The sequence below is a fragment of the Stenotrophomonas sp. YAU14D1_LEIMI4_1 genome (assembly GCF_003086815.1).
Classification (GTDB): Bacteria; Pseudomonadota; Gammaproteobacteria; order Xanthomonadales; family Xanthomonadaceae; genus Stenotrophomonas.
Map to the genome: position 1 here is coordinate 3,712,655 of NZ_CP025997.1, position 22,317 is coordinate 3,734,971.

The window sequence follows — 22,317 nt, forward strand, 5'->3', positions numbered from 1 at the left end:
GCAACCAGGCGCCGCGTTTTTCTGTGCGGTGTGTGGAACGCTCGGCTGTGGGTGTGTCGGGCGCGGGCTGTGGAGGGCGCTGCGTGCGAATGTCCCCCGGCGCCGGCCTGCGGCCGTCCCCTCCTCCTTTGATTCGCCCGCAGCGCCCTCCACACCCGCGTGCCAGGGATCATCTCTGCCACAGGAGGGAATAGGAGCACGGCCTTTGCCCGCCGCAAGCCGAGCCGCATCGCGGGTGGCAGGCATTCGGGCAAATTCAAGGAGGAGGCTGGCGCCGCCAGGCGGCAGCCGGGGGACATTTGCCGGAATGCCTGCCACCCGCGGCGCGGCCCCGACCCTCGCCACAGCAGCAACCGAAGCCCCACGCATGCTTCAGGCAACAAAAAACCCGGCTTTCGCCGGGTTTTTGTTTACAGCGCGCGAGCGCGTTACTTCTTCTTCGGCATGTACAGATCGGTGATGGTGCCGTCGTAGATTTCCGAGGCCATCGCCACCGATTCGCTCAGCGTCGGGTGCGCGTGGATGGTGTGGCCGATGTCTTCGGCTTCGGCACCCATTTCGATGGCCAGGCCGATTTCGGCCAGCAGGTCACCGGCATGCACGCCGACGATGGCACCACCGATGATGCGGTGGGTCTCTTCGTCGAAGATCAGCTTGGTGAAGCCTTCGGTACGGCCGATGCCGATCGCGCGGCCGCTGGCGGCCCACGGGAACTTGGCCACGCCGACCTTCAGGCCCTTGGCCTTGGCTTCGGTCTCGGTCACGCCCACCCAGGCGATTTCCGGGTTGGTGTAAGCCACCGACGGGATCACCCGGGCGACCCATTCCTTCTTGTGGCCGGCAGCCACTTCGGCGGCCAGCTTGCCCTCGTGCGTGGCCTTGTGGGCCAGCATCGGGTTGCCGACGATATCGCCGATGGCAAAGATGTGCGGCACGTTGGTGCGCATCTGCCGGTCGACCGGAATGAAGCCGCGATCGGTAACCTGCACGCCGGCCTTTTCAGCATCGATCTTCTTGCCGTTCGGCGAGCGGCCCACGGCCACCAGCACGCGGTCGAAGGTGCCCTGCGCCAGTGCCGGCGCCTGGCCTTCCTCGGCCGCTTCGAAGGTGACGGTGATGCCCTTGGCATCGGCGGTGACGCCCGACGCCTTGGTCTTCAGGTGTACTTCGATGCCCTGCTTCTTCAGGCGGTCGGCCAGCGGCTTGACCAGGTCCTTGTCAGCGCCCGGCATCAGCTGGTCCATGAACTCGACCACGGTGACCTTGCTGCCCAGCGCGCCATACACGGTGGCCATTTCCAGGCCGATGATGCCGCCGCCGACGACCAGCAGCGAACCCGGCACTTCGGCCAGCTCCAGCGCGTCGGTGGAATCCATCACGCGCTTGTCGTCCCACGGGAAGTTCGGCAGCTTCACCGCCTGCGAACCGGCGGCGATGATGCACTTCTGGAAGCGCAGCAGCTGGGTGCTGCCGTCTGCGGCGGTGATTTCCAGCTCGTTGGCGGAAACAAACTTGCCCACGCCCTGCACGCTGCGGACCTTGCGCTGCTTGGCCATGCCGGCCAGGCCCTTGGTCAGCTGGTTGACGACCTTTTCCTTGTACTGGCGCAGCTTGTCCAGGGTGATGGTCGGCTTGCCGAACTCGACGCCGAAATCGCCGGCGTGGGCCACTTCGTCGATGACCGCGGCAGCGTGCAGCAGCGCCTTGGACGGAATGCAGCCCACGTTGAGGCAGACGCCGCCGAGGCTGGCGTAGCGCTCGACCAGAACGGTGTCCAGACCGACGTCGGCGGCGCGGAAGGCGGCGGTGTAGCCGCCCGGGCCCGAGCCCAGCACGACCATTTCGCATTCGATGTCGGCCGGCTTGCCGCTGGACAGCGCCGGCTTCGGTGCCGCCGGCTCGGCCGGGGCGCGGTGCGACGGGGTCACCGGCGGCTTGCTGGCCGGGGCGGCCGCCGCCGGGGCCGGCGCGGCGGCCTTGGCCGGGGCTTCGGCGGCGCCTTCAGCGTCCAGCAGCACGACCACGGCGCCTTCGGACAGCGTGTCGCCCAGCTTGACCTTGATTTCCTTGACCACACCGGCGGCCGACGACGGCACTTCCAGGGTGGCCTTGTCCGATTCCAGGGTCACCAGGCCCTGGTCCTTCTTCACCGTGTCGCCGACGGCGACCAACACTTCGATCACCGGCACATCGCTGTAATCGCCGATGTCGGGAACCTTGACTTCAATCGTGGCCATGGTGGTTTTCCTCGTGCCCGGCCGGGCGGGCCGGCGGGCTGTCACTGCATCTGTTCACGCGGCCGCGCCAGGGGCAGCGGCCGCACGGTGGGGGCGAAGCGCGGCCTTACAGCAGCACGCGGCGCATGTCGGCCAGTACCTGCGACAGGTACGTGGTGAAGCGTGCGGCCAGGGCGCCATCGATCACGCGGTGGTCGTAGCTCAGCGACAGCGGCAGCATCAGCTTCGGCGCGAATTCCTTGCCATTCCAGACCGGCTGGATGGAGGACTTGGACACGCCCAGGATGGCCACTTCCGGTGCATTGACGATCGGGGTGAACGCGGTGCCACCGATGCCGCCCAGCGAGCTGATCGAGAAGCAGCCGCCGCTCATGTCGGCCGGGCCCAGCTTGCCGTCGCGCGCCTTCTTGGCCAGTTCGCCGGTTTCCTGCGCGATCTGCACCACGCCCTTCTTGTCCACGTCGCGGATGACCGGCACGACCAGGCCGTTCGGCGTATCGGCAGCGAAGCCGATGTGGAAGTACTTCTTCAGGGTCAGGTTTTCACCGCTGGCATCGAGCGAAGCGTTGAATTCCGGGAACTTTTTCAGTGCCGCGGCGCTGGCCTTGATCAGGAAGGCGAGCATGGTCAGCTTGATGCCGGCCTTCTCGTTTTCCTTGTTCAGCGCCACGCGCAGGCCTTCCAGGTCGGTGATGTCGGCCTGTTCGAACTGGGTGACGTGCGGAATCATCGCCCAGTTGCGGGCCAGGTTCGCGCCGGAGATCTTCTTGATGCGCGACAGCGGCTGCACTTCGGTTTCGCCGAACTTGCTGAAGTCGACCTTCGGCCACGGCAGCAGGTTCAGGCCACCACCGGCGGCCACGGCGGCACCGCCGGCAGCCGGCACGCCACCGCTGAGCGCGGCCTTGACGAACTTCTGCACGTCACCCTTGGTGATGCGGCCGCCCTTTTCGGTGCCGCTGATCTGCAGCAGGTCCACGCCCAGTTCGCGGGCGAACACGCGCACGGCCGGGGTGGCATAGGGCACCTTGGCCGGCAGCACGCCATCGGCGTTGAACTGCACCGGCGGGCTGGACGGGGTACCGGCAGAGGCGACCTCGCGGGCAGCCAGCTTGTCCGGCTGCGCCGGAACAGCGACCGGCTCAACCTTGGTAGCGGTCTCGGCAGCCGCCGGGGCGGCGGCGGCAGCGGCCTTGCTTGGGGCCGGAGCGGCAGCGCCTTCGGCCTCGATGATGGCGACCACGGCGCCCTGCGACAGGGTGTCGCCGACCTTGACCTTCAGTTCCTTGACCACGCCCGCCACCGAGGACGGCACTTCCATGGTGGCCTTGTCGCTTTCCAGCGTGACCAGGCCCTGGTCCTTCTTCACCGTGTCGCCCACGGCGACCAGCACTTCAATGACCGGGATGTCGGTGTAATCGCCGATGTCCGGCACCAGGGCTTCCACCGCACCGCCACTGGCGGCCGGGGCGGCCGGGGCAGCAGCGGCCGGGGCCGGCGCGCTCTGGGTGGCGGCGGCCGGGGCAGCGGCCTTGGCCGGAGCCGGGGCAGCAGCGGCGGGCTTGGCGGCTTCGCCTTCAGCCACTTCGATCAGCGCCACGACCTTGCCCTCGGACAGGTTGTCGCCGACCTTGACCTTGATTTCCTTGACCACACCGGCGACCGAGGACGGGACTTCCATCGTGGCCTTGTCGCTTTCCAGCGTGACCAGGCCCTGGTCCTTCTTGACCGTATCGCCGACGGCGACAAGCACCTCGATTACCGGGATATCGCTGTAGTCACCGATATCGGGGACAAGTGCTTCCTTGATTTCGGCCATGGGGATAACTCCGGCAATCTGGTGTAGGGAAACGTCTATTGTGCGGCCAGCGGGGGCCAGCGCCAACCGTTACAGGTGTTTTCAGTACGCACGCCACCGGGACACGCTGTTGCCACGGGCCTGCGCGGGCTTCCAGTGGGTAGCGTATTGTCCCGTCGATGTCCGCTTCATGTCGCCAGTGCGTCGGCCACCGGCTGCCAGGCCTGGCGCAGGCGGGGCAAGGACCAGGCGGCATTGGCCGGACTGGTGGAGGGCAAGGCCAGCACCGGCGGCGGCGCCACCAGCTGCGGCAGCACCCAGCGCCGGAAGGCCTGCGCCGCGGCGGCACCATTGCAGCCGATCAGCACCAGCGACGGCAGGCGGGCAATCAACGCGGGCAGCGCATTGGGCACTTCGCTGCCACGCACGATGTCCGCATCCAGGCTGCCGCGCCGCTGGCACTGGCCGATCACATCCCACAGCCCCACCCGCGCAGCGGCCAGCGCGTGCAGGCGCTGCGTGTAGGGCAGCCCCGAATCGAAACCGCACAGCGCGCCCAGCAGCGGCCAGAAACGATTGCGCGGGTGCGCGTAGTACTGCTGTTCCTGCAGCGATGCCACGCCCGGCATCGAACCGAGCAACAACACGCGACAGTCTTCGTTCACCTGCGCAGGAAAGCCGATGCACAGGTGTTCGACACTCACATCATCTACAACAGCATGAACATCACGCCGCATCAAAAACCCCTTTGAAACAGCGCTTTCGCGCTTTTCGCTGAACAAGGAAAACCATTTTTTAACGCGCGTCGGATTCGATTCATGTTGGGGCGACTACGGTGTGCTCGCCCCGCAACCGGGGGCCCAAAAACAAGAAACATCAGGAGATTCCCCCATGCGCTCCATCCGTATTCTGAGCCTCGCCCTGCTGACTTCCGCCGCCTTTGCGCCGGCCGCTTTCGCCCAGGACAGCAGCAGCACCGACACCGCCTCAGGCAAGCATTTTGCCGTGGTTGGCGGGGTGACGCTGCTGCAGCCGAAGAACGATCCGATCGAAGGCGTGAAGAAGGTCGATGGTGGTCCGGCGCCGACCGTCAGCTTCAGCTACTACGTCAACGACAACTGGGCCGTTGAACTGTGGGGCGCCGCCGACAAGTTCGACCACCGCGTGAAGGGTCCGGGCAATGCCCGCCTGGGCAGCGTCGAGCAGCAGCCGGTCGCGCTGAGCGGCCAGTACCACTTCGGCCAGGCCGACAACGTGTTCCGCCCGTTCGTGGGCGTGGGCTACTTCCAGTCGGCCTTCAGCAATGAATCGCTGTCCGATGGCAGCACCTCGGACATCCGCCTGAAGGATGCCAAGGGCGTGATCGGTACCGTCGGCGTGGACATGAACATCAATTCCACCTGGTTCGCCCGTGCCGACGCGCGCTACATGCGCTCGCGCCCGGACGTGAAGATCGATGGCGTGAAGGTGGGTGAAGCCAAGATCGACCCGTGGACCGTGGGCTTCGGTATCGGTGCCCGCTTCTAAGCACCTACCCGCTTCACTGCAATAACGCGACGGGCCCTGCGGGGCCCGTCGTCGTTTCCGTCACCCGCATTCGGTAGAGTCGAGCTTGCTCGACTGCCCTGTTCGGTAGAGTCGAGCTTGCTCGACTGTTTCTCCAGCAGTCGAGCAAGCTCGACTCTACGCGGGAGGCAGTCGAGCAAGCTCGACTCTACCTGGACACACGGGAGCGCCATGCACGAGGTAGACCTGCTGGTGATCGGCGGCGGCATCAACGGGGCCGGCATCGCCCGTGATGCCAGCGGCCGTGGCCTGCGCGTGCTGCTGTGCGAACAGCACGATCTGGCCGCGCACACTTCCAGCGCCAGCAGCAAGCTGATCCACGGTGGCCTGCGCTACCTGGAACAGGGCGAATTCGCGCTGGTGCGCAAGGCCTTGAGCGAACGCGAGATCGTCCGCCGGCAGGCCCCTTTCCTGGTGCAGCCACTGCGCTTCGTGCTGCCGTGGGAACCGCACCTGCGGCCGCGCTGGATGCTGCGGCTGGGCCTGTGGCTGTACGACCATCTGGGCCAGCGCAGCCCGTCCTTTCCCGCCGCCACCGCAGTGGACCTGCAGGCCGACCCGATCGGCGCCCTGCTGCAACCGCATCTGCACCACGGTTTCAGCTACGCCGACGCACAGGTGGATGATGCGCGCCTGGTGCTGCTCAATGCGCTTGATGCCGCTGGCCGCGGCGCACGCATCCTGACCGGCACCCGCTGCCTGCAGGTGCAGCCGCATGGCACGCACTGGCAGGCGCAGCTGCAGACCGCCGCCGAACCGCCCTTCGCCGTGCAGGCCCGCGCGGTGGTGAACGCCGCCGGCCCGTGGGCGGGCAGCCTGCTGCAGCAGATGCAGGGCGACAGTGGCGCCCCTGCCCTGCGCCTGGTGCAGGGCAGCCATATCGTGCTGCGCCGGCCCTGGCCCGCGCACAGCGCCTGCCTGCTGCAGCAACCCGATGGCCGCGTGGTGTTCCTGCTGCCCTTTGCCAGCGACCATCTGCTGGTCGGCACCACCGATACCGACTATCGCGGCGACCCGGCACGCTGCACGGTGCTGCCTGAAGAGATCGACTACCTGTGCGCTGCAGCCAGCCGCTACCTGCGCGATGCGGTCACGCCATCGCAGGTGGTCTGGCAGTTCGCCGGCGTGCGCCCCCTGCTGGCCGACCCGGACCCGCGCGCAGCACGCCTGAGCCGCGATTACCGGCTTCAGCTGCAGGACGACGGCGCGCCCGCGCTGCACGTGCTGGGTGGCAAGCTGACCACCTACCGCGTGCTGGCCGAACAGGCGCTGGAGGTGCTGCGCGGCGCGCTGCCGCAGATGGGTCCGGCCTGGACCGCGCACGGCCCCGCCCTGCCCGGCAGCGACTGGGGTGACGCCGCAGATGCGACCGCGCAGCTGCAGCAGCGCGCCCCATGGCTGCCCGCCGACCTGGCGCACCGTTGGGCCCACGCCTACGGCAGCCGCAGCGCCGAACTGCTGGGCGATGCGCGTGACCTGCCGGCGCTTGGCGAAGACTTCGGTGCCGGCCTGCATGCGCGCGAAGTGGCGTTCCTGCGCGAACACGAATGGGCACGCACTGCAGAAGATGTGCTGTGGCGCAGGAGCAAGCTCGGCCTGCGCCTGGATGCAGCGCAGGCAGCGCACCTGCAGACCCGGATGCAGGGCCGGTAGAGTCGAGCTTGCTCGACTGCCGTGGAAAGCAGTCGAGCAAGCTCGACTCTACGGCTCCGCGGCAATCCCACGCCACGCCGTCAATTCGATTCCCCGGCAATCCCGCACACCGCCCCTTCCATCGCGATGCCGTAGGATTTCCCCATCGCCACCGGAGACGCTCCATGACGCCCCGCTACGTGCTGGCCATCGACCAGGGCACCACCAGTTCACGCGCCATCCTGTTCGATCACGCCGGCGATGTCGTCGGCAGCGCGCAGCGCGAGTTCGCGCAGATCTTTCCGCAGCCCGGCTGGGTCGAACATGACCCGCGCGAGATCCTCACCAGCGTCTATGCCACGCTGACCGAACTGCTCAGCCGCGAACAGATTGATCCGCGCCAGATCGCCGCGCTGGGCATCACCAACCAGCGCGAGACCACCGTGGTCTGGGACCGCGCCACCGGCCAGCCGATCCACAACGCCATTGTCTGGCAGTCGCGGCAAAGCCAGGCCATCTGCGAGCGCCTGCGCGCGGAAGGCCACGACGCACTGGTGCGCGAGCGCACCGGGCTGCTGATCGACGCCTATTTTTCGGCCACCAAGGTGCGCTGGATCCTGGACCATGTGCCCGGTGCGCAGCAGCGCGCCGAGCGCGGCGAACTGCTGTTCGGCACCATCGACAGCTGGCTGGTGTGGAACCTGAGTGGCGGCCAGGCCCACGTGACCGACTACAGCAACGCCGCACGCACGCTGCTGTTCAACATCCACACGCTGGACTGGGACGACGACCTGCTGGCACTGGTGGACATCCCGCGCGCCATGCTGCCGCAGGTGCGCGATTCCAGTGCCGTGTACGCGCATACGCGGCCGCAGTTCTTCTTCGACCACCCCATTCCCATTGCCGGCATCGCCGGCGACCAGCAGGCCGCGCTGTTCGGCCAGGCCTGCTTCAGCCCGGGCAGGGTGAAGAACACCTATGGCACCGGCTGCTTCATGTTGATGCACACCGGTGACCAGGCCGTGCGTTCACGCAACGGCCTGCTGACCACCATCGCCTGGGGCCTGCACGGCAAGGTCGAATACGCACTGGAGGGCTCGATCTTCGTGGCCGGTTCGGTGGTGCAGTGGCTGCGCGACGGCCTGCGCATGATCGACCATGCCAGCCAGAGCCAGGCGCTGGCCGCGCAGGTGCCCGACAGTGGCGGCGTGTACCTGGTGCCGGCCTTCGTGGGCCTGGGTGCGCCCTACTGGCGCAGCGACGTGCGCGGGGCAATGTTCGGCCTGTCGCGCGGCACCAGCAAGGCACATTTCGCACGGGCCGCGCTGGAAGCCATGGCCTACCAGACCCGCGACGTGCTGGATGCCATGCAGTCCGATGCCGGCATTGCGCTGAGCGAGCTGCGCGCCGATGGCGGCGCGATCGCCAATGATTTCCTGGCCGGGTTCCAGGCCGACATCCTGGGTGTGCCGCTGCTGCGGCCGCGGTTGACCGAAACCACCGCGCTGGGCGCGGCCTATCTGGCCGGGCTGGCGGTGGACTTCTGGGAAAGCCGCGAGCAGATTGCCGCGCAGTGGGGCCTGGACCGGCGCTTCGAGCCGCAGATGGAGGCGGCCCGCCGGGAAAAACTGTACGCCGGCTGGCAGCAGGCCGTGGCCGCAACCCTGGCCTTCCACGTCGATTGAGATCGGTAGCGCCGGGCATGGCCCGGCGCTACCCCAATATCAGAACGCGGGCAGCACCGAGCCCTTGTACTTGGTTTCGATGAAGGTCTTCACCTGCGGGCTGGTGAGCGCCTTGGCCAGCTTCTGCACGCGCGCATCGTCCTTGTTGTCCGGGCGCGCCACCAGGAAGTTCACGTACGGCGAATCCTTGCTCTCGATCGCCAGCGCATCCTGGGTCGGGTTCAGGCCGGCATCCAGCGCGTAGTTGGTGTTGATCAGGGCCAGGTCCACCTGGTCCAGCACGCGCGGCAGCATGGCCGAATCCAACTCGCGGAACTTCAGCTTCTTCGGGTTGGACACGATGTCGCGCTGGGTGGAAAGCGCGTTGGTCGGGTCCTTCAGCTCGATCACCCCGGCCTTGTGCAGCAGGATCAGCGCGCGGCTGTTGTTGCTGGGATCGTTGGGGATGACCACGTCGGCGCCTTCGCGCAGCTCGGCCAGCGACTTCACCTTGCGCGAGTACGCAGCGAAAGGCTCGATGTGCACGCCGATCACCTTGGTCAGATCGGTCTTGCGATCACGGTTGTAGGCATCCAGGTACGGCTCGGTCTGGAAGTAATTGGCGTCCACCTGCTTCTGCACCAGCTGGTCGTTGGGCTGCACGTAGTCGTTGAACACGCGCACGTCCAGTTCCACGCCTTCCTGCTTCAGGATCGGCTTGACCACCTCCAGGATCTCCGCGTGCGGCACCGCCGTGGCGGCCACCACCAGTTTCTGCGAGGGCTCACCGGACTTGCCGCAGGCGGTCAGGGCCAGCGCAGCGGCGAACAGGGGCAGCAACAGGGTCTTCTTCATGGGTGCAGGGGGTCTCTCGGGGGGAGGGTCAGGATTTTTCGTAGTTGCTCAGGGCCAGGTCAAGCAGTGCCTTGGCCTGCTCGCGCAGCATCACCGGTTCGACGATCTCGGCGTCCGAGCCGTAGTGCAGCACATCCATCAGCAGCTCGCGCGAAACACTGTAGGGCACTTTCAGTTCGTAGCGGCCATCGGGCAGGAAACGCCCCTGCTGCTTGGAATGCCAGTGCTCGTCGGCCACCCAGCGCGCCGCCTTGGCGCTGAACAGGATGGTCGCCCAGCCCTTGGGCGCGCCGGAGAAGATGCCGTAGCTGGCGCCCAGCTGTTCGTCCAGCTCGGTGTCGGCCACGTCCCTGGCGCCCTCGTCCACCACCCGCGCCTTGTACACGCGATCCACGGCGAAGCTGCGCAGCGCCTCGCGGTCGTGGTCCCAGGCATCCAGGTACCAATTGTCGCGGTAGTGGGTCAGGCGCTGCGGTGACACCGTGCGCCGGGTCGGCTCGTCGGTGGAGCGGGCGCGGTATTCAAATGCCAACTGCTTGCGCTCCAGCACCGCCGACGCCACGGTGCGGAAGCTGGCTTCATCGAACTTGCGGCCGCGGTGCGGAATGACCCGCACCCGGTCCACCGGCCAGCTGGATACGCCGGCCTGGGCGGCCAGCAGGCCCTCGATACGCTGCTGCAGCGGCGCCAGCACCGACGACAGCACGCCGCCGCCGGTGCGCGCCAGCAGGTGCTGCGAGGCCAGCAGGGCGTGCAGCTCTTCCGAGCTGAGCCACAGGCCCGGCAGTTCGAAACGATCGCTTTCATCGGCCTGGTAGCGGAAGCCGGCCTCGCCATCGCCCTCGATCGGCGCCATCAGCGCATCGCGCAGGAAGGCCAGGTCGCGGTAGACGGTGGCGCGGGAACAGGCAAGCTTGTCCTGCAGCGTCGCCACCGTCACCGGGTAGCGAGCGGACTTGAGCAGACGATGCAGGGCGGTGATGCGTTCGTATCGGTCCATACCCCCGATTATGTCCGAGTCGCGGGCGTTGTGTGGGGGCTTTGGGCTATCGTGGGCGCCCCCTGCCCCATGGACATGCCCGATGCGCCGGTTGCCCGCCCTGCCCCTGCTGGCCTGCCTGCTGCTGGCCAGCTGCGATCGCGCGCCCGCGCCGGCCACGGCCGTCACCCCGGTGCCCGCTGCCGATGCGGCCCAGACGGTGCTGGCGGCCAGCCAGCGCTTTGCCGCCCTGCGCAGCTTCCACGCCGAGCTGGACGTGCGCGGCGGCCCGCGCCCGGTGCGCAGCGCGATGGACTTCGTGGCACCGGACCGCTTCCGGGTGGAAACCCCGGCCGGGGCGCAGATCATCATCGGCGACACGCTGTTCCTGCAGGCCGAGGGAGCGATCCGCCAGGTGCCGCTGCCGGCGGGCGCGCTGGAACAGTGGCGCAGCCCGCTGCCGGCCGACGCCGACCCGGCAGCCCTGCAGGTGGAAGACCTGGGCAGCCAGTCGCTGGACGGCGTGGCCACGCGCCACTACCGGCTGCGCAGCGGCCCCGGCGAACACCTGGATTACTGGGTGGACGACCAAGGCCTGCCGCGGCAGATCATGCGCAGCGGCACCGCCCAGGATGGGCCGTACCAGCTGCGGCTGCGCTATTCGCGCTTCAACGACCCTGCGCTGCGCGTCGATCTGCCCTGAATGGGGGAGCGGCGGCAACGCCTGCTGAAGCGTGGGCCACGATGGGTCGGCCTGTCATCGACCATCCAGTATCATCACCGGTTGTTAACCGCTTCGGAGAAGCCTTGATGTCCCTGCGTTTGTCCCTGCTGGTCCCCCTGCTGCTGTGCGCGCCGCTGGCCTACGCGCAGGACGCATCCGAGCTGGCGGCGATGACCTCGCCATGGAGTGGCAGCGGCGGCGAGCTGGGCTTCGCGTCGGCGCGTGGCAACAGCAGCACCGAAAGCGCCAACGGCAGCCTGCGCCTGCGCTACACCGACGATGACTGGGTGCACACCATGGATCTGTTCGGCCTGCGCTCCAGTTCCAAGGTGACCGAAACCAACGACGACGGCACCACCACGCGCCGCACCAACACCACGGCCAACCGTTACACCGGCAGCGCCGGCAGCGCGTTGCAGCTGGGCGAACACCGCCAGCTGTCGGCCAAGGTGCGTTTCGAGCGCGATGACTTCGCCACCTACGACCGCCGCAGCTCGCTGGGTCTGGGCTACGGCACCCGCCTGTGGAACACCGACCGCTTCTACTTCGACGCGCTGATCGGCCCCGGTGTCAGCCGCACCCACAGCACCGAAGACGACCGCACCCGTACCGGCCTGATCGGCCAGGGCCAGTTCGAGCTGAAGTATTCGCTGACCGACAACACCGACCTGATCAACAACCTGCTGGTGGAATCAGGCTCGTACAACACCTTCGGCCAGAACGACTTCGGCGTGTCGGTGAGCATGAACGAACACCTGGCACTGAAGGCCGGCTGGCAGGCGCGTTACAACAGCGACGTGGCCGACGACAAGCGCAAGACCGATACGCTGACCACGATGAACGTGGTCTACAAGTTCAAATAAGAAACGGTTTTGTAGAGTCGAGCCATGCTCGACTGCTCTTCTGCATGGCCAACAGCAGTCGAGCATGGCTCGACTCTACAGAGGAAGCAGTCGAGCAAGCTCGACTCTACGGAATCCGGGTTCGGTCAGACGTTCAGCAGTTCGCCGGCGCCGGCGTCGAGCAGCATCGTTGCCACCTGCTGGCCCAGCGTGTCCGGATCGCTGCCCGGCCCGACCGCTTCGGCGCGCACCGCCCGGCCATCGCTGGCACTGCCCACCAGGCCCTGCAGGTGCAGAGCATCGCCCTGCCATTGCGCGATGGCCGCCACCGGCACGTGGCAGCTGCCATGCAGCGCGCGGTTCATCGCCCGCTCGGCTTCCACGCAGGCACGCGTGGCCGCGTCATCCAGGCCGGCAAACAAGGTCATCAGGCGCGCGTTGCCGCCATCGCACTCCACCGCCACCGCGCCCTGCGCCGGCGCCGGCAGCCACTGCGGCGGCTGCAGGCGGGCGACAATGCGGTTGCCCAGCCCCAGGCGCTCCAGCCCGGCCACCGCCAGCACGATGGCGTCGTAGCCGCCGTTGTCCAGCTTGGCCAGGCGTGTGTTCACGTTGCCGCGCAGATCCAGCAGCTGCAGGTCGGGGCGCAGCGCACGCAACTGGGCCTGGCGGCGCAGCGATGACGTGCCCACGCGGGCACCGATCGGCAGCGCATCCAGCGAGGCATAGAGGTTGGAGACGAAGCCATCGGCCGGGTCGTGCCGGGTCAGCATGGCCGGCAGCGCGAAGGGCGCATCCAGTTCCATCGGCACATCCTTCAGCGAATGCACCGCACAATCGGCCTCACCGCGCAGCATGGCCAGCTCCAGTTCCTTCAGGAACAGGCCCTTGCCACCGATGGCGGCCAGCGAGCGGTCCAGCACCTCATCGCCGCGGGTGCTCATCGGTACCAGTTCCACGTGCAGGCCCGGGTGGGCCTGGCGCAGGCGGTCGGCGACGTGTTCGCTCTGCCAGAGGGCGAGCGGGCTCTTGCGGGTGGCGATGCGGACGGTTTCCATCAGTGCATTATCGCGCCTCCGGCGCGGATCCGGCCAACGGCGGAGCCCCTCGTGGCGTCGGCTGATTGGATGTATCGCGCATGGCCGGGGCGGTGGGGTCAGGCGGGGACGCCGTCAACCCATCCATGGGGGCTTGGCCGCGGCATCCATGCCGCGGACACCCCGCCTGCCCCCACCGCCCCGGCCTCTGACAGTTTCCGTGCGCCGCCGCCACGGAAGATCAAAAGAAAAGAGCAAAAGCGGGTCGCTTCGCTCTGAGTCGAGCGTGGCTCGACTCTACATTTCTTTCCCCACCCGATAACAACTCTGCTTTTGCTGTCCGACCCAGGGAAAACGAGAGGGGTGAGGCGGGATGGGCGGGCGGGACCGCAGGCGCCATGGGCCCGAGGCATGCCTCGGGCGGGTTGGGCAGGACGCCCAACCCCGGTCTTGCCGGGCGCGCAGGATTGCGCGCGCGAGCATGGCGCCTACGAGCCCCCATGGATGGGTTAACGGCGTGTCCCGCCCGCCCATCCCGCCTCACCCAACACGCAACAACCACGAGCCGACAAACCCGCTGTGGCTGTTGCTGTTGATCTCGAAGCGGTCGCGGCCGCAGGCCGCGCGGCCCCCCTACAGATGCCGTACTTCCTGCTTCAGCGTCGCCACGCAGCGGCGGCTCACTTCCAGCGGCTGCTTGCCATGCCGCAGCACCGCCTGCACCTGCCCGCCCGTGCCACGCCGCAGTTCCACCAGCTCGTGGCGCGCCACCAGGCAGTTGCGGTGAATGCGTACGAAGCGGCTGGCGAACTCTTCCTCCAGCGACTTCAGCGATTCCTCGATCAGGTCTTCGCCGCGTGCGTGGTGCACCACCACGTACTTCTCTTCGGCCTGCAGGTAGTGGATATCGTCAAGCGGAATCAGCCGCAGGCTGCCGCGCAGGCGCGCGCACAGCATGCTGCGGGCCTGGCCACCGTTGTGCTGCGGCTGGCCATCACGACCGGCCAGGAACGTCCGCGCGCGGGCGATCGCCGCGGCCAGCCGCTCGGCGCGTACCGGCTTCATAAGGTAGTCGATGGCCGCCGCTTCGAACGCCGACAGCGCATGGGCATCGTAGGCCGTGCAGAACACCACTGCCGGACGCGGCTCGAAACTGGCCAGGTGGCGGGCCGCTTCCAGGCCATCCAGCCCCGGCATGGCGATGTCCAGCAGCACCAGGTCCGGTTGCAGTTCCGCACAGGCGTGCAGCGCCTGCTCGCCGTTGCCGGCTTCGGCCACTACCTCGATGCCCTCCTGCGCGGCCAGCAGGCTGCGCAGGCGTTCACGGGCCAGCGGTTCGTCATCGGCGATGACCACCCTCACGGTCGCTCCTTCATTGGATCGGCACTGTCACCTGGCAGGCATAGTAGCCTTCGCTCCAGCCTGCCGTCATCCGCGCACCGCGGCCGAAGCGCCAGGCCAGGCGATGGCCGATGCTGTGCTGGGCATGGCCCGCGCCACGTGCCAGCGCCAGCCCCGGCGCCTGCGGGTCAGGTGCGGGATTGCGCACGGTGATCTGCAGTTCATCGCCCTGCCGGGCCAGGTGCAGTTCAATCGTGCCACCCTCCGGCAACCGCGAAATGCCGTGCAGCACAGCGTTTTCCACCAGCGGCTGCAGCACCAGGCGCGGCATCGGCAGCTCCCACGGCAGCGGTTCGTCGCGTTGCCAGCGCACCTGCAGGCGATCACCCAACCGCAGCGACTCAATGGACAGGTAGCGCTCGGCCAGTTCACATTCTTCGCGCAGGGTGGCATCGCCCTCGCCCGCGCCCAGCGCCGCACGGAACAGATCGGACAGATCCAGCACCGCGCGCTCGGCCACGGCCGGGTCACGGTGCAGCAGGCTGGCGATCAGGTTCATGCTGTTGAACAGGAAGTGCGGGCGGATGCGCGCCTGCAGCGCATCGGCCTGTGCGCGTGCATTGGCCTGCAGCTGTGCGGCCCAGCGATCACTCACATAGAAATAGCGCAGCGCCAGGGCGGTGATCAGCGCGGTGGTGGCGGCACTGCCCAGGGTGAAGCGCAGGAAGCTGATGCCACGCGTGAAGTTGTCACCCAGGACGGCATACAGCGCATGGATGATGGCCGCGCAGGCCACGGCGATCAGCGCCGCCAGGGCGACGGCGGCCACGGCGCCCAGCGATTCGGGCAGGCGTGACAACGGCCGCCGCAGCGCACACAGGCTGATGCTGACGGCCAGCGCCAGCCACAGCGCGAAGCCGCTGGCCGAAGCCAGCTCGCCCAGCGTCCAGTGCCGGCTGCCATCGGGCGCCAGCGCCAGCACCACCACGACCAGCTCGGCCAAGCCCAGCATGGCGGCCAGCCGCGGCAGGCGGCACAGTTCCGGCATCCATGGGGCAGCGCTGGCAGCGGCCATGGCTCAGGCCACGCCCAGCCGTTGCTGCAGCCAATCGCCCAGCGCGTCTATTTCCTCGGCGCAGACCTGGTGGGCCATCGGGTAGCTGTGCCACTGCGGCTGCAGCCCCAAGTCGCGCAGCACCTGCGCGCTGTGCTCGGCCACCGGCAGCGGAATGACCGGATCGCCGGTGCCGTGGGCCATGAACACCGGCACATCCACGGCGCCTTCCACACGGGTGGCGCTCTGCGCGTCGGGCAGGTAGGTGGACAGCGCGATCAGACCGGCCAGCGGTGCGGTGCGCGCCAGCGCGGCGCTCAGGATCACCGCGCCCCCCTGCGAGAAGCCCGCCAGGAAGATGTGGTCGGCGGCGATGCCGCGCTCGATCTCGCGGGCGATCAGCGCGTCCAGCTGCGCCATCGATTCACGCACGCCGGCCATGTCGGCGCGCGAACGGAAGTCCATGCCGACGATGTCGTACCAACCGCGCATCGGCACACCATTGTTGATGGTGATCGGCCGCACCGGCGCATGCGGGAACACGAAGCGCAGCGCCGGCCAGTGCGGGCGTACCAGTTCGGGCACGATGGGTGCGAAGTCATGGCCGTCGGCGCCCAGGCCGTGCAGCCAGATGACCGACCACTGCGGCGAAGCGCCGGTTTCCTGTTCCACCGTTTGCAGCATGTTGCGGCTCCTGTACGTTCGAGCCGCATTATGCCGGTGCCACGCGGGGGTCAGTACAGCGGCGGCTGTTCGGCAGCCTCGCGGCGCAGCTGCGCGGCGCGCACCAGTACCGGCGGCGGCAGATTCTCTTCGGGAATATCCAGCAGGCCCAGGCGATGCAGGAAGGCACCGGGCGCGCGCGAGGAGGTCAGCGCCACCACCGGAATGGCCAGCACCATGCCGATCACCACCGGCGCCATCCAGGCCGCCAGTGACGGCGACACGGCCCACGCCAGCAGGCCCATGAACGCGCCGAACAGGCCCAGCCCGCCGTAGCCGCGTACCAGCGCCCACCAGGAAATGCCGCCGTCGTCGCGCTGCTGCGCATCCCAGCCCGAATCGCGCCCGGACAGCACTTCGGCCACGCCGCGCGACTGCACGTACATCACCACCGGCGCCATCAGGGCGGCCAGCACGGTTTCCACCAGCATCGACACGAACGCACGGATCGCACCACCACAGCCGCGGCGATCCACCGGGTCCAGCAGCATGGCCAGGTAGCCCAGCACCTTGGGCATCAGCAGCACGGCCATGGTGGCGCCGAACAGCCGCACCACCTGCACTTCATCCTGCGCACGCCAGTAGACGCTGGGCGACAGATGCAGCACGGCATTGAAATCGATGCCTTCCTGGAACAGCGGGATGGCGATGCCGATCAGCATCAGCATGCCCCACATCGGCGCAGTGAAGTAATGGCCGATGCCGATCAGCATGTGCACCCGGCTGATCCAGTGCAGGCCACGGCTGCCCACTACCTTGCCGTGCTGCAGGTTGCCCTGGCACCAGCGGCGGTCGCGCACCAGCAGATCGGTCAGGGTGGGCGGGCCTTCCTCATAGCTGCCGCCGAGGTACGGCACCATATGCGCGGCCCAGCCACCGCGGCGCATCAGCGCGGCTTCCACGAAATCGTGGCTGAGCACGTGGCCGCCGAAGGGCTTGCGCCCGGGCAGCGCCGGCAACCCGGCGTGGTCGGCGAAGGCACGGGTGCGGATGATCGCGTTGTGGCCCCAGTAGTTGCTCTCGGCGCCGTGCCACCAGGCCACGCCGCGGGCGATGACCGGGCCGTACACGCGCCCGCCGAACTGCTGCATGCGGGCGAACAGCGTGCGCCCGCCGATCACGGACGGCAGGGTCTGGATCAGGCCGACGTCGGCGTTGTGTTCCATGCCGGCCACCAGGCGCACGATGCTGTCGCCGGTCATCAGGCTGTCGGCGTCCAGGATCAGCATCTGCGGGTAGGCACCGCCGAAGCGGCGCACCCAATCGGCGATGTTGCCGGCCTTGCGGCCGCTGTTGTCGCTGCGGCGGCGGTAGAACAGGCGCACCTGGCCGTCAGGAACCAGCTCGCGCAGTTCGTTGAACACCAGCTCTTCGGCGCGGGCGATGTCCTCGCGGCGGGTGTCGCTGAGCACGAAGAAGTCGAAGCGCTGCAATTGGCCGGTGGCCGCCACCGATTCATAGATGGCACGCAGGCCGGCCAGCAGGCGGCGCGGATCTTCGTTATAGGTGGGCATCAGCAGCGCGGTCCGGCTGTGCACCACCGGCAGCGGCTTGTCCGGGTCGATGCCCAGGCGGTAGCCGCGGTCGAACACGGCAGTCAGGAAGCCAGCCACGGCACTGGCGAAGGACAGCGCGATCCAGGCGAACAGGCCGACGAACAGCACCAGCAGGCAGGCTTCCAGCACGCTGATGCCATTGCCCGACAGCACCCGCCACATCATGCGGGTGGCGGCGGCGGTCATCACGGCGGTGCCACCCAGGATATACAGGCGGCGCAGGCCGATCAGGCGCGGCGAGGTGCGGTGGCGGCGCACCTTCAGCGCGCCCTCGCCCAGGCTCTGCTCGGGCATGGCCAGCGGCGATTCGGCAGGCAGCAGGGCCCAGCCGGCATCCAGCTCCGGGTTGCCCGTGCTCGGGTTGTGGGTTTGAACTTCCACGCAGGCCTATTCCGCCCAAGGGCCGCGCCCTGCCATCCCGGCCGGGCTGCATGCACCAAGGTTCCCGGCGCGCCTTCCCGGCGCCCGCACTTGTCCAGTCTGCAAGGGCTTCACGCCGCGCAGTCGATGTCTGTCACTACCGGAACCCACACGATCTCCAACGGGGCGGAATCGAAAAAATGCGGCCCAGTCTAGGCGGGCAAATGTAAGCCCAGTGCGAAGGTTTGCGCCGGTAAATGTCCCCATTCAGCAATCAGCAGGAGAGCGCCGGGCTGGATCGTGACAAATGAGAACAACTCTCATGAATAGGCACAGAAGTGGGCCGGTCGCGTCAGTCGGCCAACGCGATCCCGGCCCCGGCAGGTATCACTCGTCGGCCAGTGCCGGTGTGTTTGCGGCACCGCTGGCCGCCGCGCGCGCGCGCTCCATCGCCACCGCCAGTTGCTGGCGGGCAAGCAGTTGTTGTGCCTGCACCACTTCAGGTGTCGGCAGAAGCACCGGTCCCGGTGCGTTTTCCGGTGTAGCAGCTGTGGTCATGCAACCTCCATGGACATTCCGCCAACGCCTGGATGAAGCCGGGGCGCCAGCGGAACTGCGCACCCTATCCTAAAAACAAGGCGGGTGGGTGACGGTGCGACCGCCCGACGCGCCGAATTCCTGAGCAGAGCGTCACATTTTTGACGCGAACCTGTACCACCTGAATGCGCCGCCATTTATCATGAAAACGTTTTCTTACAGGGATGTCCCTACTCAATGAATACCGTAGACCTCTCCCGTTTCAGTCAGAAGTGGCAGTTCCGCTTTGCCTTCTACCAGCGGCACGGCGCCCCCAAGGAGCCCGGCTTCAAGCAGGCCTGGAAGGCCCTGTCCTTCGGCGACCGGCTGAAGATCAACCTGAACTTCTTCGCGTTCTTCTTCGGCGCCATCTACCTGTTCATCCTGGGCATGTGGCGCAAGGCGATCGTGGTGATCGGCATCAACATCGTGCTGATGGCGCTGGCCTTCGTACTGCCGGAAATCGTCGCCCGCGCCCTGTTCATCGCCACCAACTTCCTGGTGGCCTCCAGCACCAACTACGCCTACTACCTGGAACAGGTGAAGGGCAGCACCAGCTGGAACCCGTTTGAAGGAATGTTCTGAGCGAATCAGACCTACGCACGGACGCGCGGCAAGGATGCACACGACGCCCGGCCCCCGCCGGGCGTCTTCGTTTCCAGCCCTCAGGCGGCGCGCAGCACCTTCGCCGCCGTGGCATCGGCCTGCAGGCGGAAACGCGACACCGCCACCGCCAGCTGTTCGGCCTGCTCTTCCATGGCCCGCGCAGCGGCCGTGGCTTCTTCCACCAGCGCGGCGTTCTGCTGGGTGGTTTCGTCCATCTGCACCACGGTCTGGTTCACCTGCTCGATGCCGGCGGACTGCTCGCGCGAGGCGGCCGAGATCTCGGCCATGATCTCGTTCACCCGGCCCACCTGGCCCACGATGTCCTGCATGGTGCGGCCGGCACCGTGCACCAGCTGCGCACCGGCACCGACATGGGCCACCGAGGCATCGATCAGCTCCTTGATCTCCTTGGCCGCGCCCGCCGAGCGCTGTGCCAACGCGCGCACTTCGCTGGCCACCACGGCGAAACCGCGGCCCTGCTCACCGGCACGCGCCGCTTCCACCGCCGCGTTCAACGCCAGGATGTTGGTCTGGAAGGCGATGCCGTCGATGACCGAAATGATTTCGGCAATGCGCTGCGACGAGCTTTCGATCTCTTCCATGGTCTGCACCACCCGGCCGACCACCTGCCCGCCTTCGCTGGCCACGCCGGCCGCCGACGCCGCCAGGCTGTTGGCCTGCTGGGCGTGCTCGGCGTTCTGACGCACGGTGGAGGTCAGCTCTTCCATCGACGCGGCGGTTTCTTCCAGGTTGGCCGCCTGCGTTTCGGTACGGCGCGACAGATCGTTGTTGCCCGATGCAATCTCGCCGGCGGCCAGGCGGATGCTGGCGGCCGACTGCTGGATCTGGCTGACGATCTGGGTCAACTGCTGCACGGTGCTGTTGGCATCGTCGCGCATCACCGCGAACACACCGTGGAAATCACCCTGCATGCGCGTGCTGAGGTCGCCGGCGGCGATCGCGCGCAGCAGCGTGGACAGCGCGGCCAGGTTGTGGTCGCTCACCTGCATCATGGTGTTCAGGGTTTCCACCATGCGGCGGAAATCATGCTCGAAGCGCTGGGCATCGCCGCGCACGGCGAAATCACCGGCGGCGGCAGCGGCGGCCAACTGCTGGATCTGATCGTTGATCGCGCCCAGGTTGTTCTTGGTGGTGGCCATGGCCGCGGTGAACACCGCTTTTTCGCCCGGCAGCGCTTCCATGTCCACGCTCAGGTCGCCCACGGCGTAGCGCTGCATCACCTCCACCAGGCGCTGGGTGACCGCATTGCTGGACGCCACCAGCTGGTTGCTGTCGGCCACCATGCGGCCATACTCGCCCGGGAATGCCGAGGCATCCATGCGGTAGCTGATCTGCCCGGCATCGTGGCGCTGCGCCATCTCGGCCTGGGCGGCCATGACCGCCTGCAGCTGGCCACGCATGGCCTGCATCGCCTCCAGCAACCGGCCCACTTCATCGTTGCTGCGTGCGGGCATGGCCGAATCCAGCTTGCCGGCGGCCACATCGCCAGCGATGCGCACGGCTTCGGCCAGCGGACGGATCGCCAGGCGGCGCAGCAGCACGTACACACCGGCACTCAGGGTCAGCGCGGCCACCACGCCCACCAGCAGGGTCAGCCACAGCAACTGGCGCGCTTCGGCCACGATCACTGCATGCGGCACCACCACGCCCAGGGCAAATCGCTGCGGCGCGTTGCCGATCTTCAGCGGCACGTACAGGCGCACGTTGCCGGCATCGTCCGGCTCGAAGGCTTCCACGGTCTTGTCGGCGGCAATCTGCTGCAGCATGGCGCGGGTGCCGGCATCGCTGCGCGGCTTGCCGATCTCGGCCGGGTTGGCCGCGGCCAGCACCACGCCCTTGGGCGACAGCAGCTCGACCCGGCCGGCGCCCATCGGTGCCAGCGTGGCCAGGTGCTTCTGCAGAGCGGCCAGCGAGAAATCGACGGTGAACACACCCAGGAACGTGCCGTTCTCCACGATCGGCGTGCTCAAGGTGCTCATCAGCACTTTCTGGCCTCCGATGTCGTAGGCGTAAGGTTCGCTGACCTTGGGCAGCTTGTCGCGGCTGGGCCCCACGTACCAGTCGGCAGAGCCACTGGCGCTGTCGGTGTAGTCGGTCATGGGCGACTGGGTCGGCTTGCCGTCCTGCCAGGCCCAGTAGCTCATGTAGCGACCGGTGGCGTCGTGCGCCTCGGTGTTCACGAATTCGGCGTCCTTGCCGTCGAAGGCATCGGCTTCCCACATGGTGCTCTTGCCCAGCCATTCCGGGTGCGCGTGCAGCTGCTCGCCGATGATGGCGGCCAGGCTGGCGCGGTCAGGCACATCGCCCCGCGCGCGCTGGGCCAGGACGGCCTCGGCCATGGCGTCGTTGCTGGCGAAGGCCGTGCCCAGGTCGGCGGCGACCTTGCGTGCTTCGGCATTGGCTTCGCTGGCCATGGTCTGGCGCGAAGCGTTGATCAGGCTGCTGCTGGCCTGGCGGTAGATCAGGAAGGCGGTCAGGCCGAAGCACAGCAGTGCGATCAGCGCGGTGCCCAGCATCAGCTTGTGGGCAATGCTGCCGGGGCGACGGGCAGCCGTAGAACGGGAAGGCGACATGGAAGTATCCGCAGATGATTCAGGACAACCGGCACCGGTGGGGGCACCGCGCAGATGCGCGATCCCTCGCGCGGGCCACCTTCCAGAAGAAGGCGCGCACCGGGTTAACGGCCGCGCGCCGCACAGGTTGAGCCGGGGTGGGCGCGGAAGCTGAACGCGCTCAGCCTTGTGGG

Annotated in this window: 18 protein-coding genes; 6 read left to right on the forward strand and 12 right to left on the reverse strand. The window is 67.8% G+C overall.

Features of this window, described 5'->3' with window-relative positions:
• Positions 1-428 precede the first annotated feature (428 nt).
• The 3 genes from lpdA to C1932_RS17110 form a co-directional block, all read right to left on the reverse strand.
• Positions 429-2,237 carry a dihydrolipoyl dehydrogenase gene (gene lpdA / locus C1932_RS17100; RefSeq protein WP_108757234.1) on the reverse strand — a complete coding sequence of 603 codons (1,809 nt, stop codon included), beginning with the start codon at positions 2,235-2,237 and terminating at the stop codon, positions 429-431.
• A gap of 106 nt (positions 2,238-2,343) precedes the next feature.
• On the reverse strand, positions 2,344-4,056 hold the full coding sequence (aceF, locus tag C1932_RS17105; protein WP_108762963.1) for a dihydrolipoyllysine-residue acetyltransferase: 1,713 nt from the start codon (positions 4,054-4,056) through the stop codon (positions 2,344-2,346).
• A gap of 167 nt (positions 4,057-4,223) precedes the next feature.
• Positions 4,224-4,772 (reverse strand): DNA-deoxyinosine glycosylase, encoded by a 549-nt coding sequence (locus C1932_RS17110; RefSeq protein WP_199911974.1) that lies wholly within the window; start codon positions 4,770-4,772, stop codon positions 4,224-4,226.
• Positions 4,773-4,926: 154 nt separating this feature from the next.
• On the opposite strand from C1932_RS17110, the gene C1932_RS17115 reads away from it, so the two are divergent.
• The 3 genes from C1932_RS17115 (at position 4,927) to glpK (ending at position 8,918) form a co-directional block, all read left to right on the forward strand.
• Positions 4,927-5,562 (forward strand): OmpW family outer membrane protein, encoded by a 636-nt coding sequence (locus C1932_RS17115; RefSeq protein WP_108754244.1) that lies wholly within the window; start codon positions 4,927-4,929, stop codon positions 5,560-5,562.
• Between the two features lie 210 nt (positions 5,563-5,772).
• Positions 5,773-7,254, forward strand: a complete 1,482-nt coding sequence (gene glpD, locus C1932_RS17120) for a glycerol-3-phosphate dehydrogenase (RefSeq protein ID WP_108762965.1) — start codon at positions 5,773-5,775, stop codon at positions 7,252-7,254.
• Positions 7,255-7,418: 164 nt separating this feature from the next.
• Positions 7,419-8,918, forward strand: a complete 1,500-nt coding sequence (gene glpK / locus C1932_RS17125; protein ID WP_108762966.1) for a glycerol kinase GlpK — start codon at positions 7,419-7,421, stop codon at positions 8,916-8,918.
• Between the two features lie 39 nt (positions 8,919-8,957).
• Here glpK and C1932_RS17130 read toward each other — a convergent pair whose 3' ends face one another.
• Positions 8,958-9,752, reverse strand: coding sequence for a MetQ/NlpA family ABC transporter substrate-binding protein (locus C1932_RS17130; RefSeq protein ID WP_108762967.1), 795 nt, complete (start codon positions 9,750-9,752; stop codon positions 8,958-8,960).
• 28 nt (positions 9,753-9,780) lie between these two features.
• The gene (locus tag C1932_RS17135; protein ID WP_108750356.1) at positions 9,781-10,752 is read right to left on the reverse strand and encodes a YafY family protein; all 972 of its coding nucleotides are present in this window, start codon (positions 10,750-10,752) and stop codon (positions 9,781-9,783) included.
• A gap of 82 nt (positions 10,753-10,834) precedes the next feature.
• On the opposite strand from C1932_RS17135, the gene C1932_RS17140 reads away from it, so the two are divergent.
• Both C1932_RS17140 and C1932_RS17145 read left to right on the forward strand, forming a co-directional pair.
• Entirely contained in the window at positions 10,835-11,434 is a 600-nt protein-coding gene (locus C1932_RS17140) for a hypothetical protein (RefSeq protein WP_108762968.1), read from the forward strand.
• Positions 11,435-11,541: 107 nt separating this feature from the next.
• Positions 11,542-12,318: a DUF481 domain-containing protein gene (locus C1932_RS17145; RefSeq protein ID WP_108762969.1), complete on the forward strand. Its 777-nt coding sequence runs from the start codon at positions 11,542-11,544 to the stop codon at positions 12,316-12,318.
• A gap of 125 nt (positions 12,319-12,443) precedes the next feature.
• Here C1932_RS17145 and hemC read toward each other — a convergent pair whose 3' ends face one another.
• The 6 genes from hemC to C1932_RS19955 all read right to left on the reverse strand — a co-directional run bounded on the left by hemC (position 12,444) and on the right by C1932_RS19955 (position 18,926).
• A complete protein-coding gene (gene hemC / locus C1932_RS17150) occupies positions 12,444-13,355 on the reverse strand; it encodes a hydroxymethylbilane synthase (protein WP_108762970.1) in 912 nt (303 codons plus the stop codon).
• A 612-nt stretch (positions 13,356-13,967) separates the two neighbouring features.
• Positions 13,968-14,696, reverse strand: coding sequence for a LytTR family DNA-binding domain-containing protein (locus tag C1932_RS17155; protein ID WP_108750352.1), 729 nt, complete (start codon positions 14,694-14,696; stop codon positions 13,968-13,970).
• Between the two features lie 10 nt (positions 14,697-14,706).
• Positions 14,707-15,750, reverse strand: coding sequence for a sensor histidine kinase (locus C1932_RS17160; RefSeq protein ID WP_199911975.1), 1,044 nt, complete (start codon positions 15,748-15,750; stop codon positions 14,707-14,709).
• 3 nt (positions 15,751-15,753) lie between these two features.
• Complete coding sequence (locus C1932_RS17165; RefSeq protein WP_108750351.1) at positions 15,754-16,413, reverse strand: alpha/beta hydrolase; 660 nt, start codon at positions 16,411-16,413, stop codon at positions 15,754-15,756.
• Positions 16,414-16,463: 50 nt separating this feature from the next.
• A complete protein-coding gene (gene mdoH, locus C1932_RS17170; protein ID WP_108762971.1) occupies positions 16,464-18,389 on the reverse strand; it encodes a glucans biosynthesis glucosyltransferase MdoH in 1,926 nt (641 codons plus the stop codon).
• 366 nt (positions 18,390-18,755) lie between these two features.
• The gene (locus tag C1932_RS19955) at positions 18,756-18,926 is read right to left on the reverse strand and encodes a hypothetical protein (protein WP_199911384.1); all 171 of its coding nucleotides are present in this window, start codon (positions 18,924-18,926) and stop codon (positions 18,756-18,758) included.
• A gap of 216 nt (positions 18,927-19,142) precedes the next feature.
• Between C1932_RS19955 and C1932_RS17180 the strand changes: the two genes are divergently transcribed.
• Positions 19,143-19,529, forward strand: a complete 387-nt coding sequence (locus tag C1932_RS17180; protein ID WP_108762972.1) for a DUF2628 domain-containing protein — start codon at positions 19,143-19,145, stop codon at positions 19,527-19,529.
• A gap of 80 nt (positions 19,530-19,609) precedes the next feature.
• Here the strand turns inward: C1932_RS17180 and C1932_RS17185 are convergent, their stop codons facing one another.
• Entirely contained in the window at positions 19,610-22,144 is a 2,535-nt protein-coding gene (locus tag C1932_RS17185) for a methyl-accepting chemotaxis protein (RefSeq protein ID WP_108762973.1), read from the reverse strand.
• Between the last annotated feature and the right edge of the window lie 173 nt (positions 22,145-22,317).